This window comes from Pragia fontium DSM 5563 = ATCC 49100 (assembly GCF_900112475.1).
Lineage (GTDB): Bacteria > Pseudomonadota > Gammaproteobacteria > Enterobacterales > Enterobacteriaceae > Pragia > Pragia fontium.
In genome coordinates this window covers 432,297-448,945 of record NZ_FOLW01000002.1, presented here as the reverse complement: position 1 = coordinate 448,945, position 16,649 = coordinate 432,297, and the positions used below count along the sequence as shown (strand labels likewise).

12 protein-coding genes are annotated in these 16,649 nt (G+C 45.7%); 1 reads left to right on the top strand and 11 read right to left on the bottom strand.

All coding sequences use genetic code 11. The features are described from left to right. Positions 1 to 47: 47 nt before the first annotated feature. Genes lolE through lolC form a run of 3 tightly spaced genes read right to left on the bottom strand, consistent with a single transcriptional unit; the run spans position 48 to position 3,200 of the window. A complete protein-coding gene (gene lolE / locus BMZ28_RS05195; protein ID WP_047780777.1) occupies positions 48 to 1,301 on the bottom strand; it encodes a lipoprotein-releasing ABC transporter permease subunit LolE in 1,254 nt (417 codons plus the stop codon). After that, positions 1,301 to 2,005 carry a lipoprotein-releasing ABC transporter ATP-binding protein LolD gene (gene lolD / locus BMZ28_RS05190; RefSeq protein ID WP_074821256.1) on the bottom strand — a complete coding sequence of 235 codons (705 nt, stop codon included), beginning with the start codon at positions 2,003 to 2,005 and terminating at the stop codon, positions 1,301 to 1,303. The genes lolE and lolD overlap by 1 nt, the downstream gene beginning before the upstream one ends. Beyond that, positions 1,998 to 3,200, bottom strand: a complete 1,203-nt coding sequence (gene lolC / locus BMZ28_RS05185; protein WP_047780775.1) for a lipoprotein-releasing ABC transporter permease subunit LolC — start codon at positions 3,198 to 3,200, stop codon at positions 1,998 to 2,000. The genes lolD and lolC overlap by 8 nt, the downstream gene beginning before the upstream one ends. A 444-nt stretch (positions 3,201 to 3,644) precedes the next feature. Between lolC and mfd the strand changes: the two genes are divergently transcribed. Continuing rightward, a complete protein-coding gene (gene mfd, locus BMZ28_RS05180) occupies positions 3,645 to 7,094 on the top strand; it encodes a transcription-repair coupling factor (RefSeq protein WP_074821253.1) in 3,450 nt (1,149 codons plus the stop codon). A 164-nt stretch (positions 7,095 to 7,258) separates the two neighbouring features. On the opposite strand, the gene BMZ28_RS05175 is transcribed toward mfd, so the two are convergent. From BMZ28_RS05175 to BMZ28_RS05145, 8 genes are all read right to left on the bottom strand, one after another. Then, entirely contained in the window at positions 7,259 to 8,563 is a 1,305-nt protein-coding gene (locus BMZ28_RS05175; protein WP_047780773.1) for an NAD(P)/FAD-dependent oxidoreductase, read from the bottom strand. Positions 8,564 to 9,000: 437 nt separating this feature from the next. Beyond that, positions 9,001 to 9,540, bottom strand: coding sequence for an alpha/beta hydrolase YcfP (gene ycfP / locus BMZ28_RS05170; RefSeq protein ID WP_074821250.1), 540 nt, complete (start codon positions 9,538 to 9,540; stop codon positions 9,001 to 9,003). 89 nt (positions 9,541 to 9,629) lie between these two features. Then, the gene (gene nagZ / locus BMZ28_RS05165; RefSeq protein ID WP_175474931.1) at positions 9,630 to 10,667 is read right to left on the bottom strand and encodes a beta-N-acetylhexosaminidase; all 1,038 of its coding nucleotides are present in this window, start codon (positions 10,665 to 10,667) and stop codon (positions 9,630 to 9,632) included. Between the two features lie 139 nt (positions 10,668 to 10,806). Further along, the gene (locus tag BMZ28_RS05160) at positions 10,807 to 11,658 is read right to left on the bottom strand and encodes a phosphotransferase (RefSeq protein ID WP_074821243.1); all 852 of its coding nucleotides are present in this window, start codon (positions 11,656 to 11,658) and stop codon (positions 10,807 to 10,809) included. Continuing rightward, positions 11,645 to 12,226, bottom strand: coding sequence for a penicillin-binding protein activator LpoB (gene lpoB / locus BMZ28_RS05155; RefSeq protein WP_074821240.1), 582 nt, complete (start codon positions 12,224 to 12,226; stop codon positions 11,645 to 11,647). Before lpoB ends, BMZ28_RS05160 begins: the two co-directional genes overlap by 14 nt. Positions 12,227 to 12,279: 53 nt before the next feature. After that, the gene (gene hinT / locus BMZ28_RS05150; protein WP_074821237.1) at positions 12,280 to 12,630 is read right to left on the bottom strand and encodes a purine nucleoside phosphoramidase; all 351 of its coding nucleotides are present in this window, start codon (positions 12,628 to 12,630) and stop codon (positions 12,280 to 12,282) included. A 124-nt stretch (positions 12,631 to 12,754) separates the two neighbouring features. Continuing rightward, positions 12,755 to 12,901 carry a hypothetical protein gene (locus BMZ28_RS17485; protein WP_158487428.1) on the bottom strand — a complete coding sequence of 49 codons (147 nt, stop codon included), beginning with the start codon at positions 12,899 to 12,901 and terminating at the stop codon, positions 12,755 to 12,757. 164 nt (positions 12,902 to 13,065) lie between these two features. After that, on the bottom strand, positions 13,066 to 15,795 hold the full coding sequence (locus BMZ28_RS05145) for an autotransporter family protein (RefSeq protein WP_074821234.1): 2,730 nt from the start codon (positions 15,793 to 15,795) through the stop codon (positions 13,066 to 13,068). Positions 15,796 to 16,649: the final 854 nt, after the last annotated feature.

The window sequence follows — 16,649 nt, the reverse complement described above, 5'->3', positions numbered from 1 at the left end:
ACCCCTTCCTTTTCAGAACGACTAGCCTGCTACGGCTGGAGTGACCATTATTGGCCGCTAAGTACTCGAGCAGGATCAATGCGGCTGGCGCGCCTTGCCGGATACCAACTGGCTACCAGGCTCAATATAATGGATGTTACTAGCACAATGATCACATCTAATGCGTGAAGCTCTGACGGTAGAAAATCAATAAAATAGACCCCACCGGAAAGGAAATGGTGTCCAATCAAATTCTCAATCATTTTGATAATATGAGTCAGCTGTAAAGAGACAACCACGCCGACCACAACACCGCAAATACTGCCCACCAAGCCGGCCATCAGACCATACCAGATAAATACTGAACGAATTAATCGGTCTTTAGCGCCTAACGTTCTCAACACTGCGATATCAGCGCTCTTATCTTTAACTGCCATCACCAGAGTGGAAACGATATTAAAACAGGCTACGCCAATCACCAGAATCATGGCCAGATACATGATACTGCGCACTAACTGAATATCACGGTACATATAACCATAGGAGGAAATCCAACTGCGGTAGTACGAGTATTTACCGCTGGCCTCAACAGCATTCTTCGAGACAATATTGGCAACAAAAGGATCTTTTGCCTTAAATGCAATGCCAGTGACGCTGTCACCCATATCCAAATATTGTTGGGCATCGCTTAGAGGCACCATACCATAGCTATGATCGAGCATACCGCTAAGCTGTAAAATACCGGTAACGTGCAGTCGGATTCGCAAAGGCTGGCCGATCTTCATCTCACCGCTTGGGTCATTGTTAGGAATCATCACCGTGACCCAATCACCCTGCTTCACATTTAGCTCGTCGGCAATGCCTTTACCTAAAATCAGCTGTTGTTCACCGGCTTTAAATTGCTGCCAAGCGTTATCCAATACAAACTGGGGTAAGGCGCTGAGCTTTTCTTCATCCTGAGGTTGAACGCCTCTGACCTGAATGGCCCGTAACTGGGTACCGCTTTCCACTAAGCCGGTAAAGAGAATATAGGGTGCGGCAGCGGCAACCCCCTCAGCCTGTTCAATGCGTTTTTGGGCAATGGGCCAATCATTAAAGGGCTGATCAACCGGCTCCACTTCACCGTGTGGTACCACGGCCAGAATGCGATTTTTTAACTCACGCTCAAACCCATTCATTGCACTCAAACCAATAATCAATACCGCCACGCCTAAGGCGATACCAATAGTAGAAAGAATGGAGATCAGTGAAACCATACCACTACGGCGACGCCCGCGACTAAAACGTAGCGCTATCTTTAATGACAGTGGCACAGCAGACATTATTCAGCCTCCAGCATCATCGACTGCTGATTCAAATGGCCATCGCGCATTTCAAGCTGACGATCGAGACGACGAGCCAATTTCAAGTCATGGGTAACCACCAGAAATGCGGTTCCTTGCTTGCGGTTTAAATCACCTAAAAGTTCGAAAATACTGTCAGCGGTACGCTGATCCAAGTTTCCTGTTGGTTCATCCGCCAACACCAAGGCCGGATTATTCACCAACGCTCTGGCGATAGCCACACGCTGACGCTCGCCACCGGACAGCTCCGACGGACGATGAGCCGCCCTTTTCTCCAAGCCAACCGCAGCAAGCATGGCGCGGGCTCTATCTTCAGCCTCTGACGGTTTAATATGACCAATCATTAGCGGCATAGCGACATTCTCTAGCGCGGTAAAATCCGGTAGCAAATGGTGAAACTGATAGATAAATCCCAGTTGAGTATTACGCAACTCAGCTTTGGCGGAGGAACTCATCGAGCTAAGAGAACGCTGTTTAAAAATGACATCGCCGGAAGTAGGTGCATCCAGTCCACCCAACAAATGCAGTAAGGTACTTTTACCTGAGCCAGAGCTACCAACAATCGCCATTAACTCACCCGGCATCATCGAAAAAGACACATTTTTCAAGACTTCAGTTTTTAACTTACCTTCCTGATAGGTTTTGCAAAGATCTACACATTGCAGTAACAAAGAATTATTCATAGCGTAACGCCTCTGCGGGTTGAACGGCGGCGGCCCGCCAGGAAGGATAAAGCGTAGAAAGCAGCGCCAGTCCCATCGAGAACAGCGCAATCGTCATCACCTGGGAATAATCAATCACCACCGGCAAAGCGACACCGGATAGCGATTGACCGATAAACGGCATCAGAGCATTCAAATTACTTGATAGAGCAATACCCAGCCCCGAGCCCAGCAAAGCGCCAATAATTCCGGCACTGGCTCCCTGAACGATAAATATGTACATAATCTGGTGACGCTTCAGACCCAGGGTTTTTAAAATCGCCACTTCCCCCTGTTTCTCCATCACCAACAGGCTCAAAGAGGTGACGATATTAAACGCCGCAACGGCAATGATCAGGCCAATCAACAGCCCCATCATATTTTTCTCCATCCGAACGGCCTGAAACAATTCACCTTTACGTTCGCGCCAGTCTTTCATCACCAACCCATCCGGTAGCGCTTGTTCGCTTACCGAGACGATATTTAACGGTTTTTGTAGATACAGACGCCAGCCGCTGATATTTCCGATGGGATAACGCATTAAACGGGAGGCATCTTGCTGGTTTACCAACAGCTGAGTGGCATCCACTTCACTACCGGCAGCAAAGGTGCCAATAACCGTAAACAGTCGCTGACTGGGAATTCGCCCCATCGGCGTAAATTGACTTGCTCCGGTCACCATTAAACGAACCTGTTCACCTAATCGGATACCCAGCTTCTCAGCCAGTTTTTCGCCCAAAATAACCCGATAGCTGCCGGGCTCTAGCTGAGCAACGCTGGCACCATAAACATCACCGGCTAACGGTTCGTTATCTTCTTGATTAATCCCCAGCATAACGCCAACGGACAACCCTTTGACGCTTTGCAAAATCACATCGCCGGTAGTGAGCGGTTCAATACGACTAACGCCGGACAAGGATTTAAGTTGGGAGGCAGGATGTTCCTGCGGATTGAGATTGCCTTGCTTGGTTGTCACCAACGCATGAGGCATTAACCCAAGCGTATTTTTTTCTTGCTCTTGTTCAAAGCCATTCATCACCGATAAAACGGTCACTAATGCCATGACACCGAGAATAATACCAATCGTCGACAGCCATGAAACAAACTGGCTAAACCGGTCTGATGCTCGCCCACGCATGTAGCGCAGGCCAATATATAACGCAACGGGCTGATACATTTAGCTCTGTTTACTCTTTTTATGGACGCTTGCTGCCAACAGACAGTAAGTGACTCGGCCAGTAAGAAAATCGTCTTGTCGTTGCCAGACTATCATCATCGGATAACCCTAACTCTCTACAATGACAACCAAATTGCCCGGGAATGATAAAGGCTGGTTCTACTTTATGGAACCACTAAACGCTTATCCCACCATATTTTTTCCGGGCTGCATTTTATCACTGATAGTATGACGGAAAAATCCCCGTTATCGGACAGATAACGCAGATTTAAATCTATTTCACCGGACAACCACCCGCAGATTAGATTAATATATAACAATCTAGCCTACGCGTGAGCCGCGTAGCCTTACACAATTTGATTCAGATTGGAATGGGATTGCGCCAACCAGCGGATCTCAGCGGGTTTGATGACCCGTCTAATTTAAAGAGACTTTATATACAGCATGTCCCTTCAACATCGTTTTACCTTACCAGAACGCCCGGGTGATCTACGCCAGATAGGTCATTTATATGGTTCATCGATTACGGTTATCAGCGCTGAGATTATTAATCGGCACAATGGGCCCGTATTACTCATTGCTTCTGATATGCAGCAGGCCTTGCGCATCAACGATGAGCTACGCCAGTTTACCCATAAAACCGTGACCGCCTTACCGGACTGGGAAACGCTGCCTTATGACAGTTTTTCTCCTCATCAGGAGATTGTTTCCTCGCGTTTATCAAGCCTGTATCAACTACCGCAGATGCAGGATGGAGTGATGATTCTGCCGGTCAATACCTTGATGCAGAAAGTCTGTCCCCACGCTTTCCTGATGGGCCATGCGCTGGTAGCTAAAAAAGGCGATCGCTTATCGCGGGATAACCTGCGAGCACAGTTAGAACAGGCTGGATATCGTTCCGTCGATCAAGTGTTGGAGCACGGGGAGTTTGCTACCCGAGGAGCTCTGCTGGATCTGTTCCCGATGGGGAGCAATGAGCCTTATCGTCTGGATTTCTTCGATGATGAAATTGACAGTATTCGTCTGTTTGACGTTGACAGCCAACGAACCCTAAACGAAGTTGACCATATTAATCTGTTGCCAGCCCATGAGTTTCCAACGGATAAAAACGCCATTGAACTGTTCCGTAGCCAATGGCGCGAGCAGTTTGAGGTTCGCCGAGATGCGGAACACATCTATCAGCAGGTTTCTAAGGAAATCTGGCCTGCAGGTATTGAATATTGGCAACCGCTGTTTTTCAGTCAGCCTCTTCCCGCGCTATTTAGCTATTTGCCGCAAAATACGCTACTGGTCAGTCTGGGCAATATTGAAAGTGCCGCAGATCGTTTTTGGCTCGATGCCTCCCAGCGTTTTGAAAATCGCCGCGTTGATCCCATGCGTCCACTGTTACCGCCAGAAAGCCTGTGGCTACGCGTCGATCAGTTATTTGCTGAATTAAAGCAGTGGCCTCGCATTCAATTAAGCAGCGATAGCGTCGCCAAGAAAGGCGGTAGTCTGAATCTGGATTATCAACCGCTACCTGATGTTTCAGTACAGCATCAGCACAAATCGCCGCTGGATAATCTACGACGCTTTTTAGAAAGCTTCAGCGGTCGCGTGGTTTTCTCGGTGGAAAGTGAAGGCCGTCGTGAAACCCTGCAAGAACTGCTGACACGCATCAAATTAAAACCATCATTGATTGACGAGTTGGATCAGGCGCAAGAACCCGGCTCATACTTGATGGTTGGCGCCTGCGAACATGGCTTTTTGGACAATGAAAACCAAACAGCGGTTATTTGTGAGAGCGACCTGTTAGGGGAACGTGTCGTTACTCGTCGACAGGATAACCGGCGCGCGATCAATACCGATACCCTGATTCGCAATCTGGCGGAGCTTCGCCCCGGTCAACCGGTGGTCCATCTGGAACACGGCGTAGGCCGCTACGTTGGTTTAACTACTTTAGAAGCCGGTGGTATCAAAGCTGAGTATCTGATCCTGACCTATGCCGGTGAAGATAAGCTGTATGTTCCGGTCTCTTCTTTGCACCTGATCAGCCGTTATTCCGGCGGTGCCGAAGAGAACGCCCCATTACATAAATTGGGTGGTGAAGCCTGGAGCAAGGCCCGTCAAAAAGCAGCAGAAAAAGTGCGCGATGTGGCGGCAGAACTGCTGGATATTTATGCCCGCCGCGAAGCCAAGCCGGGATTTGCCTTTAAGCAGGATAAAGAACAGTACCAACAGTTCTGCGAAGCCTTCCCTTATGAGCCGACATTCGATCAAACTAACGCCATTGGTGCGGTTCTCGGTGATATGTGCCGCCCCAATGCCATGGACCGACTGGTGTGTGGCGATGTGGGCTTTGGTAAAACGGAAGTGGCTATGCGGGCGGCATTTTTAGCGGTCATTAATGCTAAACAAGTCGCTATTCTGGTACCCACCACCCTACTTGCACAACAGCACTATGATAACTTCCGCGATCGTTTTGCCAATTGGCCAATCCGTATTGAAGTGATGTCGCGCTTCCGTACCGCTAAAGAACAGCAACAGATTCTGCAAGCCGCAGTAGAAGGCAAAATCGATATTCTGATTGGTACCCATAAGCTATTGCAAAGCGATCTCCATTGGAAAGACTTGGGTCTGCTGATTGTTGATGAAGAGCACCGATTTGGCGTTCGCCAGAAAGAGCGAATCAAAGCCATGCGTGCCAACGTCGATATTCTGACCTTAACCGCCACACCGATTCCGCGTACGCTGAATATGGCGATGAGCGGCATGCGTGATTTATCGATTATTGCTACGCCACCCGCGCGCCGTTTAGCGGTAAAAACCTTTGTACGCGAGTATGACGATCTGATTATTCGCGAGGCTATTTTGCGTGAAGTGTTGCGCGGTGGGCAGGTTTATTATCTTTATAACGACGTTGCCAATATCAATAAGGCCGCGGAGCATCTCACTAATTTGGTACCGGAAGCACGGATTACTATTGGTCATGGTCAGATGCATGAACGCGATCTTGAGCGGGTGATGTCTGACTTCCACCATCAGCGTTTCAACGTGCTGGTCTGTACCACCATTATCGAAACCGGTATTGATATTCCCAATGCCAATACCATCATTATGGAACGTGCTGACCGTTTCGGTTTAGCGCAATTGCATCAGTTACGTGGGCGGGTTGGGCGCTCTCATCACCAAGCCTATGCCTATTTGCTTACCCCTCATCCGAAGGCCATGACCACCGATGCCGTTAAGCGTCTGGAAGCCGTTGCCTCACTAGAGGATTTGGGTGCTGGTTTTGCGTTAGCAACTCACGATCTGGAAATTCGCGGTGCCGGGGAGCTATTGGGTGAAGATCAAAGTGGTCAAATCACCACCATCGGTTTCTCTCTGTATATGGAGATGCTGGAAAGTGCCGTCGATGCTTTAAAAGAAGGTCGGGAGCCATCGCTGGAAGATCTCACCGTCAACCAAACTGAGGTGGAACTACGCGTTCCTGCCCTGCTACCTGATGACTATATGCCAGACGTCAATACCCGACTGTCATTCTATAAACGTATTGCCAGCGCCTCAACGGAAGATGAGTTGGACGAACTGAAAATCGAACTGATCGATCGCTTCGGTTTGCTACCGGATGCAACCCGCAATCTGCTTCAGTCCGCTTTAATGCGCCAACGCGCCAAGAAACTAGGCATTAAGCGTATTGAGGGGAATGAGAAAGGCGGATTTATTGAGTTCAGCGAAAATAATAACGTTAATCCAAGTTATTTGATTGGCCTGCTGCAAAAGCAACCACAACGCTATCGCCTTGATGGCCCGACGAAGTTGAAGTTCAACGTTGATTTAAGCGATAGGCTAAAGCGGTTAGAGTTTATTAGTTCGTTGTTGGGTCAGTTCGAGGAACATCGATTAGAGCGTTAGTATTGCGCTCGAGTAAGGGGCTTTATAGCCAAAGCCCCTTATAAACCTATTTTTTCCGCAATTTTCTGCAACATCCTTGCTACGCATGCTACCTTTGGCCTTCCTTCGGCAACATTCTGATGCATATATTGAAGGCCAAAGCTCAACACCAATACTATGTAGAATTAATGGAGTTTTAATCTCGGTCTAATAATCCGGTTAATACTTCCCACCAACATAATCAATCCGGTTTTGATATAGCCAAATAACGCCACCTGATGCATACGATACAAGGAGATATACGCCAATCGAGCCAGTCGGCCTTCAATCATCATAGAACCCTTGGTCAAGTTCCCCATCAGGCTACCAACGGTGCTGTATTTCGACAGTGAAACCAAAGAGCCGCGGTCAGTATAGCGATAATTTTTCAGCGTCCCGCCATTCAGCAGTGCCAAAATATTGCTATAACACAGGCTGGCCATTTGATGTGCTGCTTGAGCGCGTGGCGGAACTGGCGTGCCGTTTTCCTGCATGCAGTTAGCACAGTCACCAATGGCGAAAATCGCAGGATCTTGCGTTGTCTGTAGGGTTGGTTTAACCACTAACTGGTTAATTCGGTTGGTTTCCAGTCCGCCCAGATCTTTCATAAAGTCAGGCGCTTTGATACCCGCCGCCCAAACCAGCAAATCGGCCTTAATAAAATCACCGCTCTTGGTATGCAGGCCATCGGCATCGGCGCTGGTTACCATGGTTTGCGTCAGAACATTCACACCCAGGTTAGTCAATTCTTGATGGGCGGAAGATGAAATTCGGGTTGGTAAGGCTGGCAGAATACGCTCTCCGGCTTCCACCAAAGTGACGTTTAGCGCTTTATTATCTAATCCACGATAACCGTAGCTGTGCAGCTGTTTAACTGCATTATGTAATTCAGCAGATAACTCTACCCCAGTCGCACCGCCACCCACGATGGCAATATTCACCCGCTCTTTTTCATGAGGATGCGAGGAGAATTTCAAGAACAGGTTCAACATTTTGTTATGAAATAGTTGAGCCTGCTGTGGATTATCCAGATAGATACAATTCTCTTTGACGCCAGGCGTGCCGAAATCGTTAGAAACGCTACCTAATGCCATCACCAAAATATCGTAAGACATATTGCGTTCAGGCACTAATTCTTCGCCTTGTTCGCCCTCAATGCGCGCCAAACGAATACTCTGCTCTTCCCGGTTAATATCAATCAGCGTACCGAGCTGGAAATGAAAAGCATTGTTACGCGCATGAGCCAAATAGCTTAAGGCATCAACGCCATCATCCAGCGCTCCGGTTGCCACTTCGTGCAGTAACGGTTTCCATAAATGGCTTTGATTACGATCCACCAACGTAATTTCTGCCTTACCTTTACGCCCTAGTTTTTTACCCAAACTGGTTGCAAGTTCTAACCCGCCGGCTCCACCACCGACAATAACAATTTTTTTAGTTTCTGTTTTCACTTTGATATCCCACTAAAAATAAACCAAAAATTAGGGTAATGAATACGCGAAATCGCCTACAGACCTTGGTACCGGGCGATTCTCATTATAAAATTATCGGCAGAATAACATAACTGGGCATTTGGTCATACCAAAATTGATATAAATCAATTTTTACCTATTTTGGGTGATTTTGTCAGTATTAGCAGGAAAACTGCCGGGGAAATTTGAAGGTATAGCATTAGCCCATACGGGCCAGTTAAAGATTATAGAAATACAATGAGGCTCAGTGTTTAGGCCAAGTATTCATTTGTTAGTTAACACCGAGATCCCGGTTTTCACCGGGATGACGGTAGTTGCTGGTGAAGTTGTTGAGTCATGACATACTTACGTGAAAATTCTTAAACTAACGGCATTACGGCTCAAACTAGCGTTAACTCACTGGAACTGACTTAAGTTTAACCTTGTTTAAAGGCTTTAATCGTCTGCAGATGAGGAGAGATCTGTTTAAACTTATGCGCCTGATTCTCATCCCAGATAATATTGTAATAAGGATTGAGCACATCAGCACTTCTCTGACTGTCCAGCGCCTCATCATTGCGGGAAAGAATCACCAAGCAGTTATCTTTGTTCTTGGTGCGAAACTCACTCACACATTTGGTGGCAATATCCAGATACTCTTCAGGACGATCAATTTTCCCCGGCATATTCTCATGAGGGAATAAATTAGGATTAAAAATCGCCTGACGAATCCCACACAAGAATCCAATGCGTTCAGCCCAAAAACCGCCTAAACCGACACCACAAATCAACGGCTGCGTGTCTTTGCCCTGCTGAACGGCTTTATCCGTCTCTTTTAGCAGATGTTGCATATCATGGCGCGGATGCAGCGTGCTGTAACTGATAAAACGCACGTCGGGATCGATAAACTGTAGTTGTAAAACCTTCTCATGATTCCCGGGGCTGGTTGAATCAAAACCGTGTAAATAAATAATCATATTTAGCCTCACTGCCTGCTCTGTACTGGCCAATCAACCTATCTTGCCGAAAAAGTATCACTATCTTCAATCTTTTTCTCTGATATACATTATGCTTTCAGGTTTTGTTGCTTGTACTGTTCCCAGCGTTCACTTAATAGCGTCAGTTGCTTATTTGCCTGTTGCCAACGAGAAGACGCCAGTAAATCGCGACGCGTTAATTTATTTTTATGAAACAACTGACTAACCCGTTCAGCACGAATATCGGACGGTATATTATCCAGAACGCTAACCGCACCTTCACGATTATTACAAACTAAAACCATATCACAACCGGCATCCAGAGCGGCCTGACTACGTTCAGCGTAGCTACCCATGATAGCCGCCCCTTCCATTGACATATCATCGGAAAAAATGACGCCACTGAATCCTAACTGCTGGCGTAAGACGCTTTTCAGCCAATGTGCTGAACAGCTGGCCGGGCGAGGATCCACTTCACTGTAAATCACATGCGCTGGCATCACGCCGTCCAATAGTCCTGCGCTAAACAGGCGGCGAAACACCGCCATATCGTTATCATAGAGCTGTTGATAGCTACGGTTATCCACCGGCGTTTCTTTATGGGAATCGGCAGATACCGCACCGTGGCCGGGAAAATGTTTACCGGTAGCGCGCATACCCGCACTGTTCATTCCCTGGATAAACTGACTGGCCATCAGGGTGACCACTTCAGGATCGTGATGAAAAGAGCGATCGCCAATGGCTGCGCTGTTGTGACCAACATCCAGCACCGGTGCAAAACTAATATCGATATCCAGCGTGACCAACTCAGCTGCCATTAGCCACCCGGCTTCCTGTGCCATTTTTTCCGCTTCACGCTCTTCCAGTAAGGCAGCAAATGATTGCGGGGCAGGCAATTGCGTAAAGCCTGTGCGAAAACGCTGTACTCGGCCACCTTCCTGATCGACAGCAATCAATAAACGATGACGTGATGCTTCCCGTACCTGACGCACCAGCTCCGTTAGCTGTGCAGGATCGTGAAAGTTACGGGCAAAAAATATCAAACCACCCACCGATGGATGCTTTAATATTTCACGCTCTTCCGCGTCCAGCTCATAGCCGACGACATCTAACATCACTGGTCCCACATTAACCTCACTTTGCTACATTCTTTAGCGTAAAAATAGAGACAGGCTGATTGGCTCACACCAAATGCCCGGAAAAAAACCACCAGCCTTTTACCCAAGGCGAAAAACAGCAACCATTCTAATCAGTGTGAGACAATAACTAAATAGCATAATCACTTCTGAGCAAATCACTCGCCTCAAGATACAGCGAATTTCTCGTCTGCTGCCAACGTGTTTCATACCACATCAACATCAGATAATGGGTATACGGTTTCCAGAGCGCTACCTGTCGGGCTAACGTTTCCAGATCCTCATAGCCCCCGGCTCGAATATAATGCTGTAAAAAATCGGCTTCTGCGGCTTGATCCCAACGGTTACCATCAAACAGCGCGGCTAATTCAAAAGCAATATCAGCATCAATCGCATATTCCCAATCGATTAAAACCGGGCCGTTTGCCGTCAGCACTATATTATCTGGATGCAAATCAAGGTGGGTTGGCGCTAGCTTTAGCGGTCTGGGGCAAGGTGAGCGCAGCATAGACTGATGCAATCGCAACCAGTTAGGCGTGATTCTATGCCGATCGATGGATTGCCAATAACGAATAAAGCGCTGATGTAAATCAAGAGAAAATCCAACGGTTGGCTGCCGATGTAGTTTAACCAGACTATCCGCTAACATGCTACGACCGTCAGCGGATATCCATGTTGCCTTATCCATTAACTGACCGTCTATCCAGCCAGATATCAGCCATTGATTGGTTATCAATAAAGGCGCTGCTGCCAGCCCGACGGCTGACAATCGCTTTAAAAAGTGATATTCACGCCAACGGTTAATGCCTAATACAGCATCCGTTCTTGCCAGCGGTTTCGCCAACCAGCATGGATGATGATTGGCAATTTGCCATGATGTTCCGGTTAAGCCGGAAACCGAGGTTATGCTTAATTCTTCTGCCGAATATCCCGGTAGATGCCGGGATATTAGTTGTGTTAACTGAGAATTAACGCTGAACATTACCCTTACCGGACCAGATAATTTCACCGGTTGAAGCCTGAATCAGCTGCAGCATAATTTCTGGCATTCCCGGATTACCGTTAGCCGATGCATAAATAATGTATTTAGCCCCGAGATAGCGCGCCAGACTGATGGCTTTTGATCGGGAAATTAAACTATCGTCACCCTGTAATCCCAGAGCCTGACGGCCTTCATCCAACTTACTGTCCGGTACCAGCTCAAAATGTCGGGTCGATATTAATGACTCTTTTAGCGCTTTTGTTGCAGCAGCCGTTTCCACCCGACCGGAGGTATTATTTTTCACCTGATCCAGCAATAAAATACCGTTATCCGTCGCTTCTGCTGATGAACTCACCATTTTAGACACCAGCGGTTCTACGCTGGCCATCCAGTTAATGGCCTGCTCTGCCGGAGGAAGCGTTGGCGGTGTCGGTGGTGGCTGATACGGCGGAGGTGGCGGAGGCGTAACGGTTACCGGCGGCTTGGTCGGTTGCTTATTATTCGTTACCTGACATCCACTCAGTGCCAATACGGCCAAACCCAGCCCTAAAAACAGAACTTTTTTCATTCCCTACTCCACAATAATGCTTACTGTGCCAGACAAATATTTTGCAATACTCACTAGCGGGATAACATTGGTCCTAACGCCTTGCCACCCACCAGATGCATATGAATATGATAAACTTCCTGACCACCGTGGCGATTACAGTTAACAATCAAACGGTAGCCATCCTCAGCAATCCCTTCCTGCTCAGCAATTTTGGCGGCAACAACCATCATTCGCCCTAAAGCTTGTTCGTGCTCAGGCTTAACGTCATTAACCGTTGGGATCAAGATATTAGGAATAATCAGAATATGTGTTGGAGCCTGCGGAGAAATGTCGCGAAATGCCGTAACCAGTTCATCCTGATAAACGATATCCGATGGAATTTCACGACGAATAATTTTACTAAAAATAGTCTCTTCAGCCATGTTTTACTCCTTTGCTCTCTATAAGAAAATTCAATATCCGTTCAGTATGAGTAGATAATCCCATGCTTTCAAGCGCCAGCGGGTTAATTCATTGATTCTATGGTGCGATAAGCGTGCAATATCATTAGCTGAAAGCATCAATAATTAATGTCAGGCCAGCAATTGCAGCGATGGCAATCAGGAAATAACGGAGGTGAAAGCGGGTTCCTCTGGCGGCTAACACCAAACACCCAACTAAAATAGCGATGCGGAAAAGAGACTCTGAATCCATGAATGCTACCCATAAATTGATCGGTTAAACATCGATCACAATCCAATAAAATATGAATAGATTATAGCCCGAGTCGGCTGCACAGTACTATGTTGTTTAAACAACAAAAAAGTCTGGCTCCAGATAAAGCCAGACAAAGGGAATTTATAACAAGAAAAGAATAATCAGAAACGCCCTTGGACACCTAGATGAGCAGAGTAACCATCTAAATCACCTTCAAAGCTTTTCAGATATTTTACATCCAGATAGAACGAGGTATTTTTAGCGGCATTTGCCGTGATACCTGCGCCCCCCTGCCACCAACTAGAGTCAAAATCAGCCCGTACATTAGTGCCGCCAACATTAACCGATGGCGCTTTAGTTAAAGAGCTCACCGCATCTAATGTTAAATAAGGCTTAAAGATTTCATTGTCTTTATCCTCAACCTGATCACGGAAGAAGCGAACACCGGCACGCGCTAACCCAGTGTTATGACTATCGCCATAGATATTAGATATCTTATCGCTGAAATCCTCAGCCTTCAGAAGCTGATAGACAATTTGCCCCTGCGGCTCGATTTTCCAGTTATCCGTTACACCGTAAGGTTTCCCGCCTTCCAGAGATAAAATTAAACCATAGCTCTTCTGGTCGGCATCATAACGACTGTTATAATGATTATCGTAGTAGGTGAACTGCGTCACCGCATCGATATAACCGCCATCTTGCGCATAGCGCGTATAATAACCACCCAGACTATAAGCGTTTGTGGTGATTCCCCCAGTATGAATACTGTCACCCACATAGGCCCGGCCTTTATCACGGGTATCGGTTTGAGTTCGACCCAAGGTTACCGTGGCACCGCTAGTAATCAGTGTTCCGGCAGCGGTTTCGCTCTGGTATAAATCACGACCAAACTGGGCAAACATGATATCGATATCATAGTTAAAACGCCCCGCCTTCGACTCCAGATGCTGACCGCCGTAACGACCCCAGGTTTTATCATCATAACCACGGGCAAACTGTTGGGTATCGCCCATTCTTTCATGTAGCGTTCCCACCGTTTGATAACCATACAGCATATTGACGTATGGTCCGGCAATATAGCCCGGAACTTCCTTACGATACGGCGTAGGAGCTGGCGCTGGTTTCGGCAGCGGATTAGTGACGTTAGAGCCCGATCCAGACGAACCATCCGATTCAGGGGTTGTCCCGGTTGGTGGATCCGGCGTAACTGGCGGTGTTACGGGTGGAGTTACTACCGGCGGTGCCTCATTACGCAGATACCAGTCATTTGTATCCGCGCCATCTTTACTACCTTCAAACAGATAGTAGTCAAAAGCACCAATGCTGACTTCATTGTCCAGCGCAAACAGCTTAGTATTTAATGATGAACCATCTATTTGAACAACTTTAATCCCATCATCAACCGTTTGCGTACGATTATTAGCGGTAATATTGATATTTAACAAATGGTTACCGCTGGCATTACCAGTCACATGGATCAGATCGGAGTGGGTATTGGCTCCACCTTCATTCAACTCAGTATTGATATAGAAGGTACCGTTGCCTGACAAGTTATTAATGGTCAATACCTTATAGCGATTGGCCACCGGAGCCGCGAAATGAACCGAGCTGTTTAACAATGCCAGTTGATTGATTTGAGATGACTCCGTCATATTCCAACGGCTGGCGTTATTGGCAGTAAGATCGATATTCCCCTCAGCCATACCGGTCAGCATGGACTGATCCATGGTCATCTGTAGACGGGAGGCCGCATTGGCTGGATCAACCATCAGATTGCCATTAATAACAGATTGGTTGGTCGCGCTAAAATTAACGACTGAAGGGCCAGTTGCGCCAGATAAATAAATGGCATTCTGTGCTGCCGATAAGGTAGATGAATTATCCAGATTAACGGTCCAACTCCCCTCCTCAGCATAAATACCATGAGTGCCGCTCGTATTCAGATTAGACTGACTAACGTTCAGGGTACCGCTTTTTACCGCACCACTATCATTAAATAGCGCTACAGTTGAAGTGAGATCGCCGACTTTGGTGTTAACACTACCATTGATAACGTCAATTGTGCCGTTATTACTGATGACCAAAGCCTTGCTACCTTGCCCTTGGGTTTCCAAACTCACGCCGGTCAACTTAACATGGCTATTGGTACCATCAACGTTAACGGCATTGGCATCAATCCCCTGAGTTGACATACTCCCGCCGGTCACACTCACTATAGCGCCAGTTTGTACATCGATGACAGAACCGGAGGTTGAAACAGTAGAGACGTTATTATCAAGCGTAATTTTACCTGTATCGTGGGCCCAAAGGCTAATACCGTCACTTTGAATAGTTGCATTACCTTTCAATGCCACATCACCGCCATTGCTTGCGATAACGGCAGAGCTTGATGAACCGTAAGAGGTAATCGTTGCTCCTTTTCCTAAAAGAACGGAGCTATTCAAGCCATCAGCCAGAATGGCTGACCCACTGTCCCCCGATGGAGAAGCTGAAGTAATTAAACCATTACTGTTTGTTGTGGTAACGCCAGACGTAATAATCAAATCACCATTAAAAGTAACGTTACCACCGGTATTGGCATTAATACCATAACCGCTATTTGTATAAATTCCAGACAATGTACCTGGAGTAGTCTCATAAATGCGATAACCGTTATTCGCAGTTAAAGCATTATGGTTAGCCCCTACAGCAATAATCAAAGTTTCCCCTGATGGTATTATTGCATTGTACATATTCAAATCGATGTTGGTCGATATCGTTTCGGCAGTTGAAGGCAAAACAAAGGCTTGAGCTATTGAGTTATAGCCTACAGCAGTCACAAAAGTTATAGCCGGTATTGCTTTGGCTATCATAATGGACAACGGATTCAATTTCATATTAACGAACGACATATAAACTTCCCTATTGAGACATATTATCTTCCATTTTGTCGGCATTAAAATTCAAAAAAATAGAATGATAATATTAACTTTTATACAATAATTACTTACCCTGAATAAGTTAATACTCAGAATGAAATAAATTAAAACCTTTAATTAATAAGATAAAAACAACCATGTATCATAGCAAAAATAAATAACACCTTAGGATAATTAAGGTAAAAAAATCATCTATAAACAACCCAATTGAACTATAGCTTCTCTTATAAAAAAATAAAGTTAAAAAGTTATTTCATTTTAAGACTTAAGAATTAAAAACATTAAGTATCACAATGAAAAACCACGAACAACAAAAACAAAAAGCAACAAATTGATAAAATCAAAAAATACAAACAAAGTTAATAAATTCAATAAAATAAGAAGAATAAAAATAAAATTAAAAAACAAAAATCACATATTAATCTTATGTAATTTATATAAAAAAAATGAAGAAAAACAATTGAAAAATTTATAGGCAAAAGTTCAAACATAACAAAAAAAATGAAAGAACCCTGCATAAAAAACAAAAAGAGTTGTATTTAAAGAGAAGTAAAAATCAATATAAAACACAGCATTCATATATAAAAAATATAAATAATCAGATTGTATTAGAGATAAAGATCGTCATTTAAATTATTTTTAGAATAATATATTAAAATAATATGATAAAAAATTAGCCAGCGTTCATGTTACCTACTTATTGCGTTTTTTGGCTTACCGCATTATTTATTTTCAAATAGTTATCCCCTGCTCATTTTTTATCCTAAATGGCAGGCAATCGCTCCCATCCAATACCAAATTTGGTCAACAGAGTATCTCTTCATACT

Bases quoted from the DNA above. Each gene is read 5' to 3' on its own strand.
- BMZ28_RS05145 (WP_074821234.1), bottom strand. From the start codon at position 15,795: ATGTCGTTCGTTAATATGAAATTGAATCCGTTGTCCATTATGATAGCC.
- hinT (WP_074821237.1), bottom strand. From the start codon at position 12,630: ATGGCTGAAGAGACTATTTTTAGTAAAATTATTCGTCGTGAAATTCCA.
- BMZ28_RS17485 (WP_158487428.1), bottom strand. From the start codon at position 12,901: ATGGATTCAGAGTCTCTTTTCCGCATCGCTATTTTAGTTGGGTGTTTG.
- lpoB (WP_074821240.1), bottom strand. From the start codon at position 12,226: ATGAAAAAAGTTCTGTTTTTAGGGCTGGGTTTGGCCGTATTGGCACTG.
- ycfP (WP_074821250.1), bottom strand. From the start codon at position 9,540: ATGATTATTTATTTACACGGTTTTGATTCAACCAGCCCCGGGAATCAT.
- mfd (WP_074821253.1), top strand. From the start codon at position 3,645: ATGTCCCTTCAACATCGTTTTACCTTACCAGAACGCCCGGGTGATCTA.
- lolC (WP_047780775.1), bottom strand. From the start codon at position 3,200: ATGTATCAGCCCGTTGCGTTATATATTGGCCTGCGCTACATGCGTGGG.
- lolD (WP_074821256.1), bottom strand. From the start codon at position 2,005: ATGAATAATTCTTTGTTACTGCAATGTGTAGATCTTTGCAAAACCTAT.
- lolE (WP_047780777.1), bottom strand. From the start codon at position 1,301: ATGTCTGCTGTGCCACTGTCATTAAAGATAGCGCTACGTTTTAGTCGC.
- BMZ28_RS05160 (WP_074821243.1), bottom strand. From the start codon at position 11,658: ATGTTCAGCGTTAATTCTCAGTTAACACAACTAATATCCCGGCATCTA.